5 protein-coding genes are annotated in these 24991 nt (G+C 45.0%); 3 read left to right on the top strand and 2 right to left on the bottom strand.

Annotation, left to right across the window (positions count from 1 at the left end):
- The first annotated feature begins 238 nt into the window (after positions 1–238).
- Together OCU35_RS15120 and OCU35_RS15125 are read left to right on the top strand one after the other, a co-directional pair.
- The gene (locus OCU35_RS15120) at positions 239–2653 is read left to right on the top strand and encodes a beta-mannosidase (RefSeq protein ID WP_017029603.1); all 2415 of its coding nucleotides are present in this window, start codon (positions 239–241) and stop codon (positions 2651–2653) included.
- Positions 2654–2737: 84 nt separating this feature from the next.
- A complete protein-coding gene (locus OCU35_RS15125) occupies positions 2738–3457 on the top strand; it encodes a sulfite exporter TauE/SafE family protein (RefSeq protein ID WP_237334558.1) in 720 nt (239 codons plus the stop codon).
- A 75-nt stretch (positions 3458–3532) separates the two neighbouring features.
- Here the strand turns inward: OCU35_RS15125 and OCU35_RS15130 are convergent, their stop codons facing one another.
- Entirely contained in the window at positions 3533–3832 is a 300-nt protein-coding gene (locus OCU35_RS15130) for an isoamylase early set domain-containing protein (protein WP_017029601.1), read from the bottom strand.
- Positions 3833–4193: 361 nt separating this feature from the next.
- Positions 4194–4421, bottom strand: coding sequence for a hypothetical protein (locus OCU35_RS15135; protein WP_026026237.1), 228 nt, complete (start codon positions 4419–4421; stop codon positions 4194–4196).
- 1247 nt (positions 4422–5668) lie between these two features.
- Here OCU35_RS15135 and OCU35_RS15140 point away from each other — a divergent pair.
- Positions 5669–24955 carry a retention module-containing protein gene (locus tag OCU35_RS15140; RefSeq protein ID WP_261826443.1) on the top strand — a complete coding sequence of 6429 codons (19287 nt, stop codon included), beginning with the start codon at positions 5669–5671 and terminating at the stop codon, positions 24953–24955.
- The last annotated feature ends 36 nt before the right edge of the window (positions 24956–24991 follow it).

Consider the following 24991-nt stretch of genomic DNA (forward strand, 5'->3'; position numbering starts at 1 on the left):
ATCAAAACCACTAGAATCGAAGAAGTTTGTTCACAGATAAGCGTCCTTTAATGGGCGTTTTTTTATAACTATTTTTTAGGATTGTGACGCTCTAAACCCTTTCAATTCTTACTTGTAGAGCAAACGTGGCATGCTTCACAACATCATGTTTTCTTTCATAAAAACAACATCTTCGAATATTTAAACACGATAAACTGCGGTCACTCCCTGAATTAAATACAGTTACTGAGGACCCAGAATGTCAACGATTAGCTTAGATGGAGCTTGGTCTCTTACTTCCCCCCAACGCCCTGAAATTTCAGTTCCAATCACAATGCCGGGTGATAATTATCACGCCCTGATGAATGCTGAGATTATCGAGAATCCTTATGACGGGGTAAATGAAAAGGACGTGCAGTGGGTGGCTGAGTGTGAATGGCTAATCGAGCGCACTTTTGACGTTTCAGCACAGCAATTAGCTTGCCAGTCTTTAGATTTGCATGTGAGTAGAGTCGATACCTTAGCGACATTTGTGGTCAATGGTGAAACCGTCTTCACTACTAGTAACATGTTTCGAATTCATCGAATTGACCTGAAGCCGTTTCTAATTGAAGGTGAAAATCGAATGCAGGTCCATTTTGCAAGGGTGGATACAGAAGCCAAACGCAGAGCAGAGCAGCTACCTTTTCCTATTCCTTCCTCAATGGGCGCAAATAATCAGCTGCCCCACATGAATCTTATACGAAAGACTCAGTGCCATTCTGGCTGGGATTGGGGTATCTGTTTGGTGGTATCAGGCATTTATGACGCCATACAGATTCAACCAATTAACAAACTTCGTTTACAGCAGGTTCAGACAGAGCAAAACTGGCTACCTGATGGCAGCGTTGAAGTATTGGTAACCGTTACTCATCAAGCGGTCGCGGGAGTACCGATTGAGATTAGTTTTGGCTCTCAAAGCACGACCATACTATCTTCGGCAGAAGGTGAAACGACTGCGCGATTTTATGAAGCGTCCCCCGAGTTGTGGTGGCCTGTAGGTTATGGTGAGCAACCTCTGTATCAACTTCGCGTGAGCGTGGATGAACAGGAGATTGTTAAGCGGGTTGGACTGCGTCGCTTAGAACTCAATAACGAAACGGATAGCGTTGGCTCTGCGATGGAGTTTAGGGTTAATGGCTTTCCTATTATGGCTAAAGGGGCGAACTGGATCCCAGTGGATGCGATGCCGTCCAAGCAGACTACAGAGCGTTATGAAACGCTACTGCGCAGCGCAGTTGATGCCAATATGAACATGATTCGAGTTTGGGGTGGTGGCCAGTATGAGTCTGATTATTTTTATGATTTGTGCGATGAGCTAGGTCTTTTAGTATGGCAGGATATGATGTTTGCCTGCTCGTTGTACCCGTCAACGCCTGAGTTTATCGCTGACGTAGAGCCTGAATTACGCGATCAGATTCAAAGGCTTCGAGACCATGCCTGCATTGCTCTGTGGTGCGGCGACAACGAGGTAATCGGTGCTTTAAACTGGTACGAAGAATCACGAAACAATCGCGATAAATACGCGGTTAACTATGATCGCTTGAACCGTAAGCTACATGAGATCATTGCAAAAGAAGACCCATCTCGCTGTTTCTGGCCAAGTTCGCCCTGCAATGGTGGGCTCGACTTTGGCGATGCGTGGCATGAAGACAATCGAGGTGATATGCATTTTTGGGATGTGTGGCACTCAGGGGGCTCTTTTGATGCTTACCTTGGCATCAAGCCACGATTTTGCTCTGAGTTTGGATTCCAGTCATGGCCGTCGTTTGCCGAGGTGAAAACCTTTGTGCCTGAGAGCGATTGGAATGTGACTTCACCAACATTTGAAAGCCATCAAAAAAACGACAGTGGCAATAGCATTATCACAGAGATGTTTACTCGCTATTTTCGCTTCCCTAAGGGGTTTGAGCAGATGTTGTATCTTAGTCAAGTGCAGCAGGCGATAGCCATCAAGACGGGTTGTGAGTATTGGCGCGCACAAAGTCCAATTTGTCGTGGAATGCTGTACTGGCAATTGAATGATAATTGGCCAGTAAGTTCTTGGTCTAGTATTGAGTATTCGGGGCGCTGGAAGCAACTGCACTATCATGCCAAGCGCTTTTATTCCCCGGTGTATTGTCCTTTTGTGGAGACCGACGAGGCGATTACTTTGCATTTAAGTAATAACAGTCGTGAGAATAAACAAGTCACAGGACGTGTTGTTCGAGTTGATTGGCATGGTGAGGTTCTCGGCGAATGGCCTCTCGATCTCAACCTTCAGGCCGATCAAAATATGGTTGCGTGGCAACTGCCAAAGGCTGAGTGGGAAAACGACCAACACAACAGCTTTTTCCATGTGAGCATAGAGACAGAGAGTGGAGTAAACCAGAACACTTGGTTTACGTCCCCTAAATTCAAATCTCTAGATCTGCAGCGTGCCAATATACAGGTTGAAGCGGATGGTGATTCAATTTTGCTATCAACAGATAAGCCGGCCTTTTTCGTGCATTTAGAGCATGATGGAGCAGGGCGCTTCTCTGACTCTAGCTTTACCTTGCTACCGTATGAAAACAAGAAGGTACGCTATCTTGGAGAAGACCAGGCATTGATGCTGGAGACTCTGCGAGTGTACGACCTATCGAACAGCTATTAAAGTATGTAACCATTGCCTAAGGGATGTTAAGTGGGAATATTAGAGTTGGTTTTATTGTTTATCGCAGGCGTGATTGGCGGCGTGATGAACTCCATCGCGGGAGGAGGCAGCTTTGTCACCTTTCCTGCGCTAATGCTAAGTGGTGTCCCTCCGGTAATGGCCAATGCCAGCAATACCCTCGCATCTACCGCTGGATACCTAAGTGGTGCGTACGCGTTCAAAGACGATATAGCCAAAGACAAGCAAAACCTGCCTAAGATCATACTGTTTAGCGTGTTAGGAGGAGGGCTCGGGGCTTGGTCATTGATGACCGTCGAGGAGAATACATTTTTAAAGGTGGTTCCTTGGCTTTTGCTGTTTGCGACTGTGCTCTTTATTGTCGGACCTAAATTCAATCAACTGTTGCAGGCCACAGCGAATCGTTACAAACATGCCTCTCAGGTAGGGCAGATCTTGATATGGGTTGGTTTGCTGGTGGTGGCCACTTATGGTGGCTTCTTTAATGCTGGTCTTGGGATCATATCACTCAGCTTTCTGGTCATCGCTGGCTATCGTGACATCAACGTTATGAATGGCGTTAAGCTGCTAATCTCATGTGGTGTGTCGCTAACGGCTATTGTTATTTTTATTGTTCAAGGGGCTATTGATTGGCACGCAACGTTAGTGGTGTTGGTTGGCACATTGGTCGGTGGATACTATGCGGCGCATATTTCCCGTAGGCTTCCACAGATATGGGTAAAGAACATTGTCATAGTGATCAGCGTTTCAATAACGGTCTATTTCTTCTATAGCACTTATCTATAGACTGTTTTATGTCGCACACGAAAAAGGCTCGGTCAACTGACCGAGCCTTTGTGTATTGCCTTACGATGCCAACAATTAAGCTTCTGCTGTAGAAACTAAGCTGTTATCTGTACCACAATCGTTTGGTACATAATCATCTGCTTTAGGATCGTTTTCCCATACTTCGCCATCGATTAGGTAACGAAATTGAAATTGTTCATTCTTAGGGAAGCGAGTCTTAAAGTTGAATGCTTTCTTGGTTTTGTTGTACTTCATCGCAACAGGTTGCCAATCAGTGAAGTCACCAGCAACAGAGATTGATTGCTCTTCTGTCTTTGGCCATTCAAAAGTCACTTCAACTTCGTTTTTGGTTTTGAAAAATCGTTTTTTAAGCACGGCTATATTCCTTATATATGTAATCCAACGCTATTTTAATTTTCAGCGATTAAAATATGAACTGCAAGTAATTTTGTAATTTTATAACTAAATTTTAAGAAGCTTATCAATAAGTTGCTCTGTTCTAACAAAAATGTATGAATTTGTAATAGGGAAAGAGACTATTTCGTTGATAAGTTACAAACTAAGCCATCACTGAGAAAAATAGTTGATATGTTCAAGCCTTTTAAACAAGGGGGGATGTTTCGTATCAATTGTCCTAGATCTGTTCAGCTTTAATTGAACAATAAAAAGCCCGCGAACAATGGATAATGTTGGCGGGCTTTTCTCATTTTTACTATGACAAATGAAGCGAACTTGTTTACTCGTATTCTGCGGTACATTGATATGTAGCGCGCCATATTAAGTCTCTCGAATGCTGAATGGTATTTAAAAGATCTTTCCCTGTGATCTGTGGGATAGCAAGTAACACTCTTAAGTCCAACTCAGACTCGGTAGCTTGATATGCTCGAACATGGGTGAACGTTGTTCGCTCATTTTTCTTTAACATCGCACTATTTATGCAAATGCCGAATGAGTCTTTATTCATGTCTAAACCTCCCATTGTCAAGACAGAGATAGTGTAACCTCTACCACTTTCGTAGTATATAATGATCTGTTCAATTTTTGAGCTCGATCAAGAGAAGGGTTCAAGATATTTCACTCCATATAAGACATGGTATGTTACAGAATGGGTGGTGGTTTTGTTTATTATCAAACAATCAGAATATTACTCTGTTGCGGGCGTATGAATAGTGAGCTGTTCGTATTGTAAACGTTTACTCTTGTATAAAATAATTTGACCCACTTTGAGTGACTTTTTATGCATCAAGACTTTTGGTCTTCATACTAAAGATAAGATGGCCCTTTTGTTTTTCTGGTAACAATTGAACGACAACTTGTGTGGATGGGGGGTGGTTAGAGGTAAAACATCCTCAATAATCCTAAAGGAACAGTGCCTAAAACTTAAGCGGCTTTGCTCGTTGTTCATCATAAAAGGTGGGTAATGAGCTATGGATTTGTTAATAAGTTACTGTGCAGCGGCTTGCGATCCAAATCCTAAATTAGAGCGCATCTAAAACTAAATTCCCTTTTGATAAAAGTGTAGATTCTGAGAACGTTGCCTTTTTTATTCGATAGGCATCTGGCACTTTCAGGTGTATTCAACTGCTGTTATGTCATTGCTTTTCATCAAGTTAACTCGTTATCGTGCATAACCCGTCAGCCAGCGATATTGACGAATTCAACCTATTTTTGTGATCAAACCGACAATAACTTCCTGGTCTACCAATAATGACTTTGTCAGCATAATATTTTGTTTACCTGTGTATGCATGGTGATTCTTTGAAGGGAAACATTAGAGTCATATAAGTCAGTGTTTCGATACAACAAAACGGATTAAGGAGAGGTAAAGGAGAAAACTCACCGATTATTGGCCAATGGGTAAACCGAAGTGATTGAAATACTTCAAGCCGCTATTGATTTTCTAACCCCTAATATAGTGCGCTCTTTCGTGTTGATTAAGGCTCTTTTATTGTCACTTCCTTACTTTTTACCAGAGACATAACTCATTAATTTAAAAGCTGTTTGATGAATACTGACCAAGATGTAACTGTTTTTCGTAGAATTACAGTTGGAACACAATTTTTACCTTCTAACATAGGGGAAAAAGGTTCCAAATTGACGGTAAGTTGCTAGAATGTTATGAAGGTGAAAAAGGAACGTGTTTGCAATGTTCCAATGTTAGCTGTACTGCCTTGATTAAGGATCGTCGAGGCGGAAACAAGGATGTAGGCTATGGAAGAGCAAGTACTGATCACAGATGTGTCTGTTGTAGAGACTCACGGCAAGGCTGTTGTCATAAATGCGTCAAGCGCGGCAAGAGCGGTCAAGAAAGGCGACACCTTGCAAAAGGGTGACGTACTTTTAATTGGTGAAAATGCCAAAGTCATGGTTCAGTATGGCGATAAGGCTGAGATTTTTGACCAAAATTGCGCAGTGTGTGTCGCTAGTGTTAGCCCTGATGAAGCGAGTCAGTTAGCTTCATCTCAAACAGATGTCGCATTACAACTTGAGCAAGAACAAGCGCAGTACACCGAGCAAGACATCGCGCTAGTGCAACAAGCCATCTTGAACGGTGAGGACCCCTCTGATGCGTTAGAAGCCGCCGCTGCCGGAAAAAACGTTAACGCCGAACATGCTGCCAACGACGGATTTGTTACCGTCGAAATGAACTACATAGAAACCCATCCAGAGACTCAATTTCAAACTGATGCCTTCATTCAAGAGCTACTACCGCTAGACGACGATGGTTTAACCATTAGCTTTGCCGAAGGTGGGGGAAGTATCGCTACCGCACTTGTCGAGGGCTCTCTTTCTCAAAGTACCTACCCACAAACGACTGTCGGCTCTTTCTTTATAGAGCAAGCGACATTTGAACTAGACGTAGCAAGTTTTGAAGTGGCTCCGTTGGATATTGATCAAGTGCTCGCCGAGCTTAATGCCAATATTACCTCTGCGGGCGAAGCGGTTTCCTTTATCTATGACGCTAGCGTAAATGCTATCGTTGGCTCTGTAGATGGTGAGGAAGTCCTTTCTATTACCATCACCCCAAATCCAATAGAAAACGGCATCGACCTAGTGGTCACTACGGTGATTTCAGGACCTATTGATCATATCGACTTTAGCGGCGACTACATTTCAGTCTCTGATGATAAGCTGAATATCGGGTTCGACATTACGGGTAAGGACTCCAGTGGATTTGAGTTAGTTGATCCTATTTCGTTTAGAACCGTTATCGCAGACGGAAACAACCCTGGTTTTGATTCAGTTGTCGCCACGGATACGACCATTATCAGTGAAGGGGAAGAGGTTAGTGCTAATTCTGCTGATGGTGATACAGGACTCTCTTTAGGAAGTGATACCGCAGCATATTTAACCATTAATGACGCCCTATTGAGCGATCCTATCTGGTCTTCTCTTACCTCTAATGGCTTGCAAACCAGTGTGACGTTAACGTCAGATTCCCAAGTTGATGTGGATTCCAACCCTATCGTCGACAAGATAGTAGTAACGCTGGCCGATGCACCGAGCGTCGTCGTTCTAGAAATTGTTGTCAATATTGACGGTACCTACATCGCCACATTAAAACAGCCACTAGATCAGGACTCTACGAATCTAACTGAACTTGATATACCTGTGCATGTAGTGGATTTCGATGGTGATGCGACACCTTCTACCATAAAGGTGGTTATCGAGGATGGAGCAGATCCAACGGGTGAACCAAGCCTGCTTGATTACACCGAGATTGTAGGAGAACAAAGCCAAACTCGAACCATAGAGTTCACTAAAGGCAGTGATAATCTTGCTGACATTTCTTTCGAATCGACTGTAGAGACAGACCCTAACTGGACTAGCATTCTAAGTAACGGGGAAGCAACCAACGTAAGCGTTTCTGAAGATGGGAAAACCCTTACCGTAACCACCGTAGGTGGTGACCCAGTTCTAGAAGTGGTTATCGACAATAGTGGCGAATACACCCTGACACAATACCGCGCTATTGAGCAGGATAATAACGTTTTAAGACTGGTTTTACCGACGACAGCTACAGATACTGATGGTGATTCAGTCACTGAAAATATCAATATAGTAATCCGCGATAACACTAGCCCAGAGGGCGCACCGAGTGAAGTTGATTATGTTGAGACGGGGGACGCAGGACAGACTATCGTTGGCCAGATAGACTTCACTGTCTTTAGTGATGCTATTGAAACCGTGCAATTTGCTGCATCCACAGAGACCGATCCAATTTGGAGCGGCTTGACCTCGAATGATACGCCGGTAGATGTTTCTCTTTCAGAAAATAATACGGTATTGACTCTAACAACCATTAGTAACCCAAGCGAAGTGGTGATGACTATTACGGTCAACACCGATGGCTCATATACAGTGGTACAAAATGCCGCTCTAGATCACCCGTTAGATAACCTGTTAGAGCTGCCCATCACGGTTATAGCTACAGATTATGATGGTGATACTGGCAATGAAGTCATTACTATCAAAGTGAACGATGGCTTAGACCCAAGTGCTCAAGACTCCAGTGTCGAATTTACCGAGCTTGAAGATGGGCTGCGCAATGCCGCAGGAACGATAAGAATTGATAAAGGTTCAGACGATATTGCCACTGTTGTATTTGCCCCTGCCGTCCTCAACGATCCGGTTTGGACCGGTATTACCTCAGATGGGATTAATACAGAGCTTAGGTTAGAAGATAACGTTCTTACCGTTTACTACATTGTTTCAGACCCCTTACCAGCACAAGAGGTGCCAGTTCTTGAGGTGACTATAGGTCTTGGAGGGCGTTACTTAATCCAGCAGTTTGAATCTATTGATCAAGACGATGACTCGCTGGATATTGAATTAATCCTTCCTGTAGTGGTAACAGATACCGATGATGACGTTGCTACAGCAAATATTTCCATCACCATTCTTGATGGTGCAAATCCAAGCGCAGGTGATGCGACGGTTGAGTTTGTAGAGAAATCCACAGAGCAAACCTTTATCGATCATTTTGAAATTGATCAAGGTGCAGATGCGATTGATAGCATTGTATTCAATGAGGCTGTGCTCAGTGACTCTGATTGGACTGGACTTGTCAGCAACGATCAAGGCCTAGAACTATCGTTAAGCGCAGATGGCACCTTGCTTTCTGTGTTCGTCGTAGGAGATTCTGCGAATGTTGTGTTGGAGGTTGAGCTTCTAGACCTAGCTGGCAATTTCCGCGTGACTCAATTTCAAGCCCTTGATCACTCCGTAGTGGAGCAGCTAATGCTGACACTGCAGGTGGATTTGACGGATACCGATGATGACGTCATTTCAACCAATATTAACGTCAATATCACCGATGGTTTGGATCCAAGCCTAACTCCAAGTGTTGCTCCGAATATCAATGAAGCGGGAAGTGAGATTTCTGTTAGCGGAACGGTTGCTGTGACGATGGGTAGCGACAATGTCGATACGGTGGTATTTGATAAGACGGCAGTAGAGGCAAACGCGCAGTGGACCGGTTTGCTCAGTAATAATTTGAATACGGAGACTCTAGTTACTGACAATGTGCTTGTTGTTTATATCGCAGGCGATCCAAGCAATGTAGTCCTTCAGGCTGAAGTTAATGCAGACGGCACTTATACGGTTACACAATTTCAGGCACTTGAGCACAATACCAATGACACCCTTACGCTAACCCTTCCGGTTGTAGTAACAGATACGGATAACGACTCCGTAACAGAGTCGATCACTATCAGTATTCTAGATGGTGATGATCCGGTTATTTCAGACAGTGTGGTAGAGCTGTTTGATGATAGTACTAACACTGAGCAAACCGGCTCTCTTAGCTTGAATGTTGGCAGTGATATCGTCGAATCTATAAGTGTGACTCTTACCTCGGCAGAGCTAGCCGCCTGGGACGCGTTAACGAGTAATGGCCAAGCCACCAACCTAAGTGTTGTTGATGGGAGTTTAGTCCTAACGCTGACAGATAACGTTACAGAGGTATTGCGCCTAGATGTTGGACTTGATGGTAACTATTCCATCACCCAATTCCTCTCTCTTGACCAACCTGTAGACGATCAAAATCTGCTTTCAGTAACAATGACTGCGACCGATGCCGACGGCGATTCGGATATTGCCGTTATTGATATCACCATCAATGATGGTATGGATCCAAGCAGGCCAGGTAACGTCTCAACACCATTGAATGAAAATGACATCCCGTCATCTGAAGCTGGCGATATTCTATTGAGTCAGGGTGTGGATGCCATCGCCAGTGTCGAGTTTAACGACAGTGTGCTAAGTGATGCCACTTGGCTGGCTCTCACCTCAGATAATCGCGATACCGAGCTTTCCTTAAGCGAAGATGGCACAACATTGGTTGTTCATGTTGCAGGCGACTTAAATGATGTGGTTCTTAACGCGACAGTCTCTTTTGACGGCACGTACATAATCGAACAGCTGCAAGCTCTAGAACAAGATGTGAATAGTAATATCAATGATCTCACCTTGATTGTCGATGTTACCGATACTGATGGTGACGTGAGTTCCACCACTATATCTATGCCTGTCACTGACGGTGATGATCCTGCAATCTCAGACGATGGCGTAACGATGGAAGAGGATCAAATTGGTGATCCTAACTTCCAGCCACAAGATGGCGATTTAGGTCTATTGAAGGGATCGGATCTGATAGAGTCCGTTGTTATTGATGACTCTATTTTATCTAATTTAGATTGGACTTCAGTGACGAGTAATGGCGTCGCGGTGAGCCTTGATCTCTCTTCGACAAATCAAGTCGGTATTGACGATACCTTGCTGCTAAGTCGCGTGGACAATGGCGCTCCAGTACTGAGAATTATCGTTAATCTTGATGGAACATACACTGTTGAACAGATTGCTCCGATAGACCAACGCAATGGCGATTCAGTAACACTGATTCTTCCTGTATCGGCAAATGATGCTGATGGAGACAGTTCCCAAGCGAACATCAGCATTATCATTAACGATGGTGCAGATCCAGCGGGGGAAGATAGCACTATTAATTTGACTGAGACGACCGGTGTCGTTACCGGGGGAGACCAGATCGTCTTCACTCCAGGTAGTGAGGACATCGCTGATATTTCATTTGATCCAAACGTTGTCAACGACCTTGTGTGGACAGGCTTGCAAACCAACGGAGAAGGGGTTGAGGTTGAGCTAACCGATAGTAAGACTCTGGTGGTCACTTCGCTTTCGGGTGAGGAAGTATTGCGGGTCACTATCGACAACGATGGTAATTACCTTGTTACTCAGTCTAAGCCTATCGAGCAAGATCCAACTACAGACCTAACAAAACTAGTGCTACCTGTCATTGCCAGTGACTCCGAGGGTGATAGTGGCAGTGCAAATATCAATATCAATATTTCAGACAATGTCGCTCCGACGGCTCCACCAAGCGCAGTTGCCTATGTAGAAACGGGTGAAATTGGACAAACAAATACAGGGAGTATTAGCTTTACCCCAGGTAGTGACGTAGTTGAGACCCTTGTTATCGAAGCGGCTATCGAATCTGACCCAACATGGGGTGCCCTGACCAGTAATGGTGAGGCAACCGATGTTAGCCTTGATACCTCTGGTAAGACGCTGACCGTTACGACTGACGGTGGTGTTGAGGTACTTGTCGTCACTATCGACGATGCGGGTAATTACAGCGTGGTACAAAATGCGGCTTTAGACCAGTTGTCTGATGACGATATCAGCGATCTATTAATCCCCGTTATTGGTACAGATTACGATGGTGATTCTAGCGCTGCGAATATTAGTCTTAAGATAACTGACGGAGACAATCCAACAGTTGCCGCTGGCTCAATCAGCCTCGATGAAGATGATGTCTCGACCGATACAGCAACGGACACGGGTAGCATTAATCTGAACAAGGGTAGCGATGCCATTGATTCTGTTGTCTTTACCTTATCCGATGAACAAAAAGCCGAATGGGAAGCGTTAACCAGTAATGGTCAATCAACGCAACTGGTGGTGACTGACACCGGTTTAACAGTGCAACTTTTAGATGGCACACCGGTACTGACGCTGAGCATTGATATCAGTGGCTCGTACACTTTGACCCAGCTAGAGGCAATCGACCAAGTTGATGATTTGACCTCATTACAAGTTGGCGTTGATGTGACTGACACAGATAAAGATACCGTGTCTACGATCATCGATATTAGCATTGCTGACGGTGATCAATTTGCGATTGCCCCTGTTGAGGCAAGCTGGAACGAAGACAGTATAGGCGATGCAGGTGCTCTGCCAATTACTGGTACTTTAGGTTATAAAGGCAGTGACGCAATCGCTGAGGTGGCTATTGAACTGTCTGATGAGCAGCGAGCTGCTTGGGAAGACATTACTAGCAATGGTGAAGAAACCACACTAACGGAAACGGCCAATGGGCTTGTTGTGACTGCGCTCAATGGCGATGCAGTCCTTGAAATTACCGTGAATCTTGATGGCACCTATACCGTTAATCAGTTCTTGCCAGTAGATCAGGACGAAAACGATTCAGAGAACCCAGATCAAATCGCGTTAGAGATTGGCGTTGCTGTCACCGATACGGATGACGATGTGACTCGTGCGCCTGTTTCTATCAAGATTACCGATGGCACAGACCCAGCATTGACCAATGATGTGGCCGACCTCTTCGAGAATGATATTGGTGATGTCACGGCGCAGCCGTTTGAAGGGGATCTTTCTCTTGTTGCAGGCAGTGACCTAGTCACTAGCGTTGCCATTAATAGCTCGCTAGAAGACGACAGTGCATGGCTTGCGCTCACCAGTAATGGTCTACCTACTGAGGTTACGCTCTCCTCTACCAATCAAACGGGTGTCAGCGATACCCTAACGGTAACGCTAGAAGACGGCACTGTGGTGATGCAGGTTATCGTTAACCTTGATGGCACCTACAGCATAGATCTGCGTGAACCGTTAGACCAAGATATTGATAACCTGACTAATTTAAGCATTCCTGTTGATGTGACTGACAGTGATCTTGATACCACTTCAGCCACAATCTCAGTCAATGTGACCGATGGTAATGACCCAAGTGGCATCGATAGTGATGTTGAATGGACAGAAACTACCGGTGAACAATCCGCTGACGGTACCATTTCATTTACTGCTGGCAGTGAAGATATTCAAAGCATTGAGTTCGATCCTGCGGTTCTAGACTCTATTACCTGGAAAGGATTGATGAGTGAGGGGGAGGGCGTCACACTCAGCCTTTCTAACGATGGTAAAACCCTGACGGTGGTCGGCATTGACTCAGCGGAGCCTGTCCTGACAGTGACTATCGACAACGGCGGCAACTATGATATCACTCAACACAGACCCATAGAACAAGACAGCGCCACAGACATCAATGATTTGGTGCTTCCTGTATTGGCTAAAGACTCCGATGGCGACTCGGGCTCTGCAAACATCAATATCACTATTAACGATGCGATAGCGCCAACAAGTGCTGATGCCAATATCAATGTTAAAGAGGAAGGTCTGCCAACGGTTACTAATGGCGAAATCATCTTTACACCGAGCAGTGATTCCATAGAAACCTACGAATTCGATTCAAGTATTGCCAGTGACGGAATATGGACTGCGCTGACGAGTAATGATGAAGCAACAACGATAACAGTGACTGCAAACTCGATTATTGTCTCTTTAGACAGTGATCCCGATGCCATTGTTCTCGAACTGACGCTAAACTCGACGGGCGGTTTTACCCTCACTCAAAACCTTCCTTTGGACCAAGATTTAGCGACCAATATCAATGAACTGATAGCGGGGGTAATCGCAACAGATTTTGATGGCGATACCTCTACAGCGAATATCGTACTCAAGATAACGGATGGTGCAGATCCTCTAATTACCGACGGTACATTGAGCTTTATCGAGCGAAACGATGGTATGCCGATGAATGGCTCATTGAACATAACCAAAGGTATCGATGATATTGTCAGCGTTCAGTTTGATGAGGCTGTGCTTACCGACCCTGCATGGACTGGCATAACCAGTGATAGTCAGCCGACGCAGCTGCAACTCAATAGCGAAAAAACTGAGCTTATTGTGTACAAAGGCGGAGATGTCAGCAACGAGGTGTTGAAGATCACTCTGAACCCTGATGGTAGCTACACTCTTATTGAAAGCGATGCCGTTGATCAGCCTAGTGATACTGAGCCTGTGGCTTTGCAAATTGACGTTATTGTAACCGATACTGATGATGATAGTGATTCGGGAACTATTAGCATCAATATATACGATGGTGAGGACCCTATCGTTAACGACGCTGCGGTAGATTTTGTCGAAATAGAAGGCCAGCAAAGCTTTAATGAAGTGATAGAGGTGATTGCCGGAGTCGATGCACTTGAAACGTTTAGAATCGATACCAGTGTAACTTCGGACCTCGATTGGCTTGGGCTAATCTCCAATGATCAAAGCACCGAGGTTTCATTGTCTGCTGATGGAACCTTGTTGACCGTATTTATTGCTGGTGATTCATCTAACAAGGTTCTTGAGATCCAAATTAATGATTTGCTCGGCAACTATACAGTCACTCAATTTCAAGCCCTTGACCATACCGCTGCAGAAGCACTGCTTCTCAATATTCCAGTGACAGCCACTGACTCTGATGGTACGCAAGCAAGCGCGAATATTGCTCTGACTATTCGTGACGGCGATGATCCTGTGATCAGTGACGATAGTCAGAGTTGGAGTGAGGATGATATTTCAGTCATTTTCCCTATCTTCACTGATGTGGATCTTGTCTCTGGTAGCGATGATATCGCCCAGATGCGCTTCACGTTAACCCAAGCCCAAACCGCTGCTTGGGAAGCACTCATGAGCGATGAACAACAAACGGTGTTTACTGCTACAGATACAGAGATCCGTGTTACCTTGCTTGATGGCACTGAGGTATTGGTGGTCAGCTTAAATATCGATGGTAGCTATAGCATTGAGCAATTCCTAGGACTGGATCAGGACGATTCAGGTATTACTCAGCTTACGCTAGGCGTTGAGGTAGAGGATACGGATGGTGACACAGACACTGCTACCTTAGATTTTACTATTGGTGACGGTGAGATTATCACCACAGACCCAGCCGATGTACGCTGGAATGAAGACCAGATAGGAGACACCGGCTATCTGTTTGAGGGTGATCTGAACTATCAAGGCAGTGATGGCATAGACACTGCCGTTCTTGAGTTAACGGCAGAACAATTGGCCGCATGGCAAGCAATAACGGTGAACGGAGAGGCGACAGCACTTGAGCAGAACGCACAAAGCTTAATCGTGAGCGTAAATAACGTTGTTGCTTTGAAACTGACCTTGAATACCGATGGCACCTTCAAACTTGAGCAGTTCTTAGCGGTCGATCAAGACAATAATGGAACCGATCAAACCCTGCTAAGTGCGGGAGTTGTATTCACCGATACTGATGGGGATGTGACAAATTCCAGTATTACGGTCACTATCGATGACGGTAGTAATGTTATTTCAAGCGATCAAACGGAAAGCTGGAATGAGGATGAAGTCGGTAGCAGTACTCAGCCAATAACCGGTGATATCGGTCTTATCTTGGGGCCTGATGACCTTGCAAGTTTAGATTTTGAGTTAACAACAGACCAGCGCACAGCTTGGGAAGCTATCACTAGCAATGGGCAGGATACCAACTTAGTAGAAGGTGAGCGCTCTTTGGAGCTGCAGCTTGCAGATGGCACAGTCATACTGTCTATCTCCATGGACATCGACGGCAACTATGTTATTGAGCAATTCGACTCGATAGATCAGCCCGCCTCTGATCTAACAGAGCTCTCAGTAGGCACAGTGGCTATTGATGGAGACCTTGATGAAACAAGAAGTACCATCAACATCAACATCGAGGATGGCACTAATATTGGTCTCAGAAGTCGTCGCGTTACCTTTAGTGATGATGATATAGGGACAGACGCATTACCCGTTACGGGTGATTTGGAATTGACGCTAGGCAGTGATGCCTTAGTGCGCCTAGAGTATAACCCTACCAATAATCAACAGAACAACCTAAGCGCCGTGACCAGTAATGGTAAAGCCACCGATTGGACCCTTACTGAAAATAATTCCTTAATTACCGTCTTTTTAGAAGAGGACCCAACGTCCATTGTTCTAACTATGAAACTGAACATGGATGGCACTTACACCGTTGAGCAACTACAAGCGATTGATCAATCGGGAAATCAAGACAGATCCAACCTTAATATTCGAGTGAGTGCTGAAGATTCTGATGGTGATGTTACCAATGCCGTTGCTCGAGTTCGTATCAACGATGGTGCGGATCTGACTTTTAACGAAGACCCCATTGTACTTGAGTGGAACGAAGATAATATCGTCGGTGTGGTTGATTTTCCGGTCACAGGCGATGTAGGCCTTACTAAAGGCGCTGATGATATTGCCTCAGTGATCTTCTCTCTTTCGGCGAGTCAGCAAGCTGCCTGGGACTCTTTGACCTCAAATGGAATGGCGACAAAAGTGGTTATCGGTGTCGATGGGCAAAGCTTTAGTTTAGTGACCGATGATGCCAATGAAACACCGGTATTTGTGGGTAGTATAGACATCAATGGTAACTACAGCTTTGAACAACTAGAAGCCTTGGACCAGTTAGCCTCTGACGATCTTAACCGTCTGGGTATCACTGTAGAAGCGACAGATACGGATAACGATACGGTCACTAAAGAGATCTCGATTAACATCGAAGATGGAACGGACCCAAGGTCTACTGATCAAGCCGAATCAGTGGATGAGAACGTTATCTTAGATGCGGATGCAGACCCAGTCAGTGGCGCTATCGCTTTAGTGCAAGGAATTGATGCCGTCGCCTCTGTTAAGTTCAACGCAGATGTATTAACTGATAGCGCCTGGACAAGCCTTGTGAGTAACAACCAAGGAGTAGAGCTTGTACTTAATGCTGATGGAACCATGCTCACGGTTCATGTCGCTGGAGATAGTGCCGATGTAGTGTTAACGGCCACGGTCAATCTTGATGGCTCCTATACGATTGAACAGTTGCAGGCGCTCGAGCAAGACAACAACAATTCAGATATTAACGAATTAACCTTGGTGGTAGATGCGACCGATACTGATGGCGATGTCAGTTCTGCGAATGTTAACATCCAAATCTCTGATGGTAATGATCCTCTCGTTGACCTTACTCCTTCACTGACATTGCAAGAAAGTAATATTGACCAAGGAGATACTGGCGCGCCTCCAATTCAAGGTGGTAATGATCCTGATGGAAACCTAGAGAATGGCAACACTACAGTGACCTTCCTTAAAGGCACTGATGATGTAGAAGCTTTTTATATAGATACTGCCAGTGTCACTGCAAGTTATGTGGACAATGGCGGCCAGACTCAGTTGTTCCCTCTCACTTATCAGGGTGTTGCTATCTCTTTTATTGCTGTCACTGGCGGTTATATGGGAGTTGCAACAATCAACGGGCAAACGCTCGATATCCTTTCACTACAGATTAATAATGATCTGAGCAGCCCTGACTTTGGTCGATTTGATTTTGAACTCATTCGAGCGATTGATCATCCCATTGCAAATGAGTCCGATACCTTAAGTATTAACCTTCCTGTCTATGTGCAGGATATGGATGGAGATAATTCACTTCCTAAGCCTTTGGTGGTTAATGTTGTGGATGACGTACCTGAGGTAGTGAGCAAGTCAATATCAGTTGTGGAAGGGGATGATGCGAGCACAGTCAATGTGCTGAAACAAAGCGGGCTTGACACTGATGGCGCTGATGACGGTTCGCTAACTCAAATTACGATTGGTAACACGACCTTAAATATTGACCCCTCTGGTGGCTTCCAGAGCTTCGATCTTTATAGCGATGGTAGTGACCCTGCAAATCCTAGCGATACCACTCTGCTTATGGGTGTCATTGAGGTCCACCCTGATGGTCGTATTCGCTTTACAGCAGCTGATGATGTGCAACAGGGGGGAGATTCAGTCAGTATCGATGTGAATGTTACTGCGACTGATAGTGACGGTGATACCGACACTAATCCTGTGACTATCACAGTGGATGACATTACTTCTGAGATCACCTTATCTGAAGCAAGTGGTACAGAGGATGCGGGGCGTAACGTCACACAAGGTGATACCAACGCACAGGATAACCTGCCAGCAGGTGATGCACCGATCAAGGTCAACATTGCGGTCAATACCGGAGATTTTGATAACAACGAACAACTCGGCGCTATTACTATCACAGGCGCAGATGCTGCTGAGGGTGATTTTTATTACTTCGACGGTGCGAACTACATCGCTCTACCGGTTGTGAGCGGTGAGGTGATTCTCAGTAAAGCTCTATTAGAAACATCGACCGTCGACAACGAAAACTGGCTAGTTGAGAATTTGTTCTTCGTTCCTGCGCGTCACCAAGGCTCGGAAGGAACAGATTACACTTATGACTTTAGTGTAGAGGTATATCGAAACAACGCTGTTAGTGAAACGCTGGATGGCAGTCTTACCGTAGAGGTCAAAGCCATCGCGGATACTGCGACTTGGGAGCCGTCTGCGGGCAACTTTGAAGTGACTGTAGATGAAGATGGTGATGATGCTGTCTTGCAAATTCTAGCGCAAACCCAAGACCAAGATAGCTCTGAAACCATTACCTATGAAGTGAGCTTTGTGGATGATTTTGGGCAGGAGTTACTTATTGATGGAGTCGTGCAAACCCCTGATGAGAATGGTCTGTTCATTATATCTGCGGATGATATAGGTAAAGTGACTGTTAATCCAGCGGACGACTGGAGTGGTACCATTCAGCTTCAGGTTGTTGCTATTACGACCGAGAGCGATCCAAATGCAGAAGTGCCGCAAGCTCGCTCGGAAGAACGCTATTTCACTATCAATGTGAACCCTATAGCGGATGAGGGTACGCTTAACGTCACTCGTATTGAGATCGACGAAGATACAACGACTACCTTAGGTCAACACATCTCAATGAACCCATCATTAGATACAGATGGGTCAGAAGCACTGTTTGTTCAAATATCCAACCTAGCAGACAGCAATGGAAACTTAGCGACATTAAATTGGATTGGCAGTGGTGTCAGTCAAATTGTTGAGGTTGCCGATGGTGTTTATGAGATTCCTTACGACCAACTGGAGTTTGTTGAATTCATTCCATTTACTCAAAGTAACGTAGATTTTGAGCTAACCGTTACCGGCATTGTTCGCGATTATACACAGCAATTAGAATCGATAGATGAAGTCACAGGCAATGGAACGTTTGTAACCATAACTGATGACAGAGTACTCGATGCTCGTCAGCTTATTGTCGATCTCAAAGGTGTGGCGGATTTCCCTGCCATCAGTGTTGATGGATTAGGTGATACTTGGCAACCAATCATCAATGCAAGTGGCCAAGCATCGGGTGTCGAAACTTTGGTTGATGAGGACACTGATATACCGCTGAGCTTTAAAGTCATAAGCGGAGAGCTTGCTGACTCTCCTGATGATGATTCCGAATCATTATCGGTTTTAATCTCTAATATCCCAAATGGCGTGATGGTGCTTGATGAAGACGGGGAGGCAGTTGACCTTGTGTTCGTTGGTTACGATGATGCTGGTGGTCCGATCTATCAAGCAAACCTAACTGAGGCTGGTGTTGATACAGGAATAATTTTAAGACCTATTCCTTCATTTACTGGCAATATCGATCTTAAAGCGACCTTGGTCGTCACTGAAAATGATGGTGATGTGCGGGTTATCGAAGGCGATATTGTTATAAAAGTACAACCAGTCATTGATGCTAAAGATGGCTATGAGCGCACTTCTACTGGTAACGAAGACACCTTTATTGAGATTGACTGGCGACCAACAGGAGATGATTACCCTGACTCTGACGAGGTGATTAAACTAGTGACCATTACAGGCTTCCCAGAAGGATCAGAGGTTCGTGTTAATGGCACAGTGCTAAGTGTGGGTGCAGACGGAAAAATTACTATTTCAGAAACAAACGGACTTCGTGATCTACTTAATGGCTCTGGCAAAGTAGAAGTGAAACCTCCACAAGATGACAGCCGGGATTTCACCTTAGATGTACAGGTAGAAGTCACTGAGGACGATTTTGAATTTACCGACGGTCAAAGTGAATTTGAGGATTCCGCTACGACCATTATTAATGGCACGATAGACGTTGTGGTGCGTCCGGTTGTTGAGTCTGATGCCATATTGTTTGTTACAGACTTAGACGACAAGGTTACAGGTGACATTAATAACCCAATTGTTGCTAATGCTAATGGTGCGGTTAATTTTACTATCAATGAAGCAAAAGACGATGCTTACAGTGTTAACTTCGAAGACCTCGATATCACACAAGCAGAGCAAGATGCGCTAGATAAGTTAGCCGATGATCCAAATGCAACCCTGACCCCTGAAGAGCAAGCAGAACTGGATGAAAATCCGGACGAAATTAGTGAACAGTTGGTGGTTGACTTCAATACTCTGGATCAAGAGATTCTAGACCAGTTAGTTATTGTTGGTGCTGTGAATAACGGCGATGGTAAGTGGGTCGTAACCAATGAAGAAGACTTCACTATCGTAGCGCCAAGCGGTCTTAAGATCCCTGATGATGGAGATAGCGCTTTTTCTGAAATAACCATCACTTTCACCGCGCTAGTCTATGACAAAGGCGAGGATGGAGAAGAAAGCGCTCGCGTTCAAAAATCAACAGATGTCACGTTAAGTTTCCCAGAAAATGTCACTGCCGCCGACTCGATAGCTGCGGTTATTATTGAGAACAGAGACCCTGATGACATTGTCTTAGGTACTGAAGATACTAACGTTGACTTGGGTCAGCAAATTATGGACAAGGCGATACTAGCCACTACAGTCATCAAAGATGATGTAGCTGACATCTTTACGTTGGTGTTTGCACAATCAGAACTTGAAGGCTTTAGTATTGGTGGTGCTGAGTTTGATTACACCAACGGACAATACGTATTCCAAGGCCGAGTCGATGAATCTGGAAATATTATTGGGTTAGAAAACCTCATTCTTATTCCACCAGAAGATTATGCCGGTGACATTGCTCTCAAATTTACTGCTATTACCACAGATACAGAATCTGGTGATGAAAAATATCATGACTTGACTATCCCTGTCGCAATATCACCTGTGGTGGAAGATTCTCAAGTGGTGTCTGCGGTTGTAAAAGGCACAAGTGGGCTTAATCAAGACCTCCAACCGCTTGACCCTAATAGCGCCACTGATACCGAAATTTATCAAGACGATATTGCATATGAGGATGGCGTTATTCACCTAGAGGTTGGGGTAGAGTCAACAGATCTTGATACGGCCTCTGGTCGTGGTGTTGAAAGCTTCCAAACGGTCACTATTGCGTTGAAAGATGTGACAGAGGGTGTACTGATAGACCCTGATGGCAACGAGGTAAGTTCTTATACATTGACTTACGATCCGGCGAATCCAACGGCTATCGATGACTTCTTAAAGGATGTTCAGTTCATTCCTGCGGAGAACTTCCCTACAGGTGATAACGATAATATCGTTGAACTGACCATTTCTGGAACCATCAATGACACCACTGTTTTTGATGAGACAGCAGGATACGATCACCCGTCCAACGTGGATTCTGGAAAACCATTTAACGGTGAGGTTTCGTTTGAGGTGGTACCTGTTGTTGATAACATCCTTGTTGAAGGTGGTGATAGATCAAACAAAATTGTCATTACGGGCGCAGAAGATACACCTATATTTCTTGACCAGGTTCAAGGTACACCTTTTAAAATCAAGCTAAAGGATAATGATGAGTCAGAAGAATTCGTTTCTATAAGACTCTCAGGGGTTCCAATTGGTTTCTTGGTGGGCTCTACTAATGAAAATGATCCTGATGGGTTTGTGGTTAAAAATAACGGTGACGGCTTCTGGACAATACAGCTAAATAACCCATCGGTTACTGAGGTTTCATTTGCTGATCTCGAAATCACCCCAGCTGAACAATTCAGTGGAACTGTTGATATTGACATTATTGTCTTTACCCAAGAAAAACTATTGGGGGTTCCGGTTGAGCATACGGCTAACTTCACTCTCGTGGTTAACCCTGAGGCAGACGAGGTGGATACTGATATTGCCACAGCGGTAACTGGGCTTGAAAACGAAGATATTGAGATCCCAATTAATGCGTATATCGTCGATGATGAATATTCGTTATCCGGCAATGGTAGTGGCTCTGATTATGAAGAGAATGCTCCGGAAACTCTACGTATCACCGTGCTCGATGTACCTGATGGTGCAAGTATTAGTTTGTCTGATGGTACTTTATTTACCGACAATGGTGATGGCAGCTGGACAATTGATGTAGATGCACAAGAGCTAGAAAATATTGTCTTTAATCCAGGGGATAATAACTCTGTCAGCTGGGACCCATCGCAGATTAGGGTGCAGGTTCAGTCTGTTGAGTACGATATTAACAATATTGAGTATACAGGCCCAATATCGGAGCAAGTGGTTGATATCAGCATAGATGCGGTCAATGACCAACCACTCTTTGGCGGCATTGAACAGATTGATGCTATTGAGGATAACGAATACGTCATTGATAATTTAAGTATCTCTGATGTGGATGAAGCCGATGATCCGACGGCGGAATACACCTTTACCATTACAGTGGAAAGTGGGTTGATTAACTTCCAAGACGGAGCTGAGGGGCTATTTGGTATCACTCTAAATCCAGCCTCAAATGTACCGTCTACTACCATCGAAGTGAAGGGAACCATTGCCGATATTAATGCCGCGCTAGCGGATGGTGTTCGCTTCAATCCGGATGCAAACTTTAATGGCGATGTGAAAGCAACGATTACCGTTAATGATGGTGGCAACTCCGGAATTGTGGGTGAACCAAATGATAACAGTGCAGAGTTTGTCATTAACGTTCAACCTGAAAACGATCAGCCAGTGTTCGCAGCGCCTATAGATGACACGTCTGTGGATGAAGAAGGTACAGTGCTGATTGATACAATTCAGATTACTGATATTGATGAGTCAGAGGCGCCTTCTGCGGAGTTTAGTGTCACGTTATCAGTAGATGATGGACAGGGTAACTTTGGTTTTGCTTCTACGCCAACTGGAGTCACGGTAACGCCAGCAACAGGTGCAACCGTAGTACTGACCGGAACCTTGGCAGACATCAACGCTGCCTTAGCAAGTGGCATAGAGTTCACCGCAGGGGACGATGTTATCGGAACCGTACCTGTCACTGTGACTGTAGACGATGGTTCAAACGGTGGCATTGTTGATGCTGGGGATTCAACAACCTCAAATATTAATCAAACCAGTTTTGATATCGAGGTAAATCCAGTCAATGACGAGCCTGTTGTTACTGGCACTGCAGATGTGAATACTGATGAAGACATCGCTACAACAATTACTGGCATCCAGATTGATGACCCTGATTTGTTAGGTGATGCTTCAACAGACTATGTCGTTACCATCGATGTTACTGATGGTGATCTTGATTTTGCTCAGGCGGCAAAAGATGTCTTCACAGGCCAGATTGATATCACCAACGGCAAGGTCGTGATTACCGGCTTAGCGGCTGATATTAATACACTGCTAGATAGCGGAGTGATCTTTACTCCATCACAAGATTTTGTTGGAACCGTGTCTGCAACAGTGACCGTTAATGATGGCGGAAACCAAGGCAGTGGTGGACCACTGTCTGGTAATGCCTCATTCGACATTGTGGTAGATCCTGTCAATGATGAACCAGAAATCAGCGATATTTCTACTCAAGCCGGGTTAGAAGATACCGATACTCTAATCACTGATATCCAAATCTCCGATGTTGATGAGGCTGACGATCCGTCCGCTTCTTATAATGTCACTATCACCGTGGATTCTGGTGTGCTGAGTTTTCTTACCGACATTGAAACCGATTTTGGTGTGACGATTGAGACAATAGTACTGCCTGCCGCAAGCGTAGAGCTGTCGGGCACCATTACCAATATCAATGCAGCTCTTGCAAATGGTGTTAATTTCACACCTGATGCGGATTTTTACGGCACGGTATCGACAACAGTGCTGGTGGAAGACAATGGTAACTTCGCCACGCCTAGTGACCCTAAATCTGCACAAACAACCTTTGATATAGAGGTTGCTGCCGCCAATGATGCGCCTGTAAATACTTTGCCTACCGACGTCACTGTAGATGAAGGGGCAGAGGTTAAGGTGACAGGTATCCAGGTCAGCGATGTGGATTACTCTGGCATGTTCTCCAGTAGTGCCATTGAAGTGACCCTGAGTGTTGATGTGGGTAGCATCAACATCGTCACAAGCAATGGCAGTGTCACTATCACAGATAACAATTCTAGTAGCGTATTGATAAGTGGGCCTATTGATGATGTCAATGCAGTGCTGGCAGAATCAGCGGCTACTGATGGTGTTTTCTATGCTAACCCTCAGGGGAGCGACAGTGCTCAATTAACCGTAACGACCTCTGATGCTGGCGTGTTTGGTGATGACAGTTCCATTGAGTCAGACAGTGACAGCATCACTATCACGATTAACCCCGTGGCTAACGCCCCAACCTTAACCCTAGATAGTGCCAACCAAAGAAGCCTGAACACCATTATTTCTGAGTCTGCGTTGATCTCTCGAGGGATCCCGCTGTTGGGCTTGATGGCAGCGCTATCCGATGCTAACGAAACTCTTACCGTCGAAGTTCGTGGCTTAGATGCTGCCTTGTCCGTTCAATCCAGTGCAGGTAATGCTGTGCCTGGAAGTGAAGCGGGGACTTGGGTGCTAGATATTGCCGCTCTTGCGGATGCGACCGTTATCGTGACTGATCCTAATACATTACCTGCTTCTGATGTAACCTTTGATGTAGTCGCCGTATCTAAAGAGTTTGATGGAGTAACAGAATTGGATTCTGCTGATTCATCGGTCATTTCATATGCTGCAAATGTGGTGGCGGACGGTGATCCTCTAGATGCTTCCGCCGAGTCTGTGCCAACCACTATTGTTGATGGAGATGAAAACACAGTGCTGACGGGCACTAGCGGTGACGATGAGCTTATTGGTGGAGATGGTGCTGATACGCTGATTGGCGGTTTAGGCTCAGATATCCTCACTGGTGGTTTGGGCGGCGATCTATTTGTTTGGACTGATGTAGATGATGGCGCGCAAGATGTGATCACTGACTTCAATCTAATCGAAGGGGACAGCATTGACCTAACGGGTGTGCTTGATGAGCTTGTGACGAATACCGATCTAGACTCCTTGTTGCAAGACTTCTCAGTCAATCAAGAGCTCACGGCGACGCTTCTTAGCAACAACGAAGATGTGCAAATTGATTTCTCATCGACGCCAGATACAGAGACACAGTCCATTGTCGTGAAGGGCTTGAATAGTCAGTTAGATTACGGTGCTGATCCGAGTAAAGATCTGTTAACGGCCATGTTCGAGAATCAGGTATTTAAATATGACGGTAGCTGATGCTGTCGTGACACGCAGATATTCAACTAATTTGTC

The organism is Vibrio breoganii (genome assembly GCF_024346795.1).
Taxonomy (GTDB): domain Bacteria; phylum Pseudomonadota; class Gammaproteobacteria; order Enterobacterales; family Vibrionaceae; genus Vibrio; species Vibrio breoganii.

Coding starts and splice junctions, on each gene's coding strand:
- OCU35_RS15125 (WP_237334558.1), top strand. CDS start 2,738: ATGAACTCCATCGCGGGAGGAGGCAGCTTTGTCACCTTTCCTGCGCTA.
- OCU35_RS15120 (WP_017029603.1), top strand. CDS start 239: ATGTCAACGATTAGCTTAGATGGAGCTTGGTCTCTTACTTCCCCCCAA.
- OCU35_RS15135 (WP_026026237.1), bottom strand. CDS start 4,421: ATGAATAAAGACTCATTCGGCATTTGCATAAATAGTGCGATGTTAAAG.
- OCU35_RS15140 (WP_261826443.1), top strand. CDS start 5,669: ATGGAAGAGCAAGTACTGATCACAGATGTGTCTGTTGTAGAGACTCAC.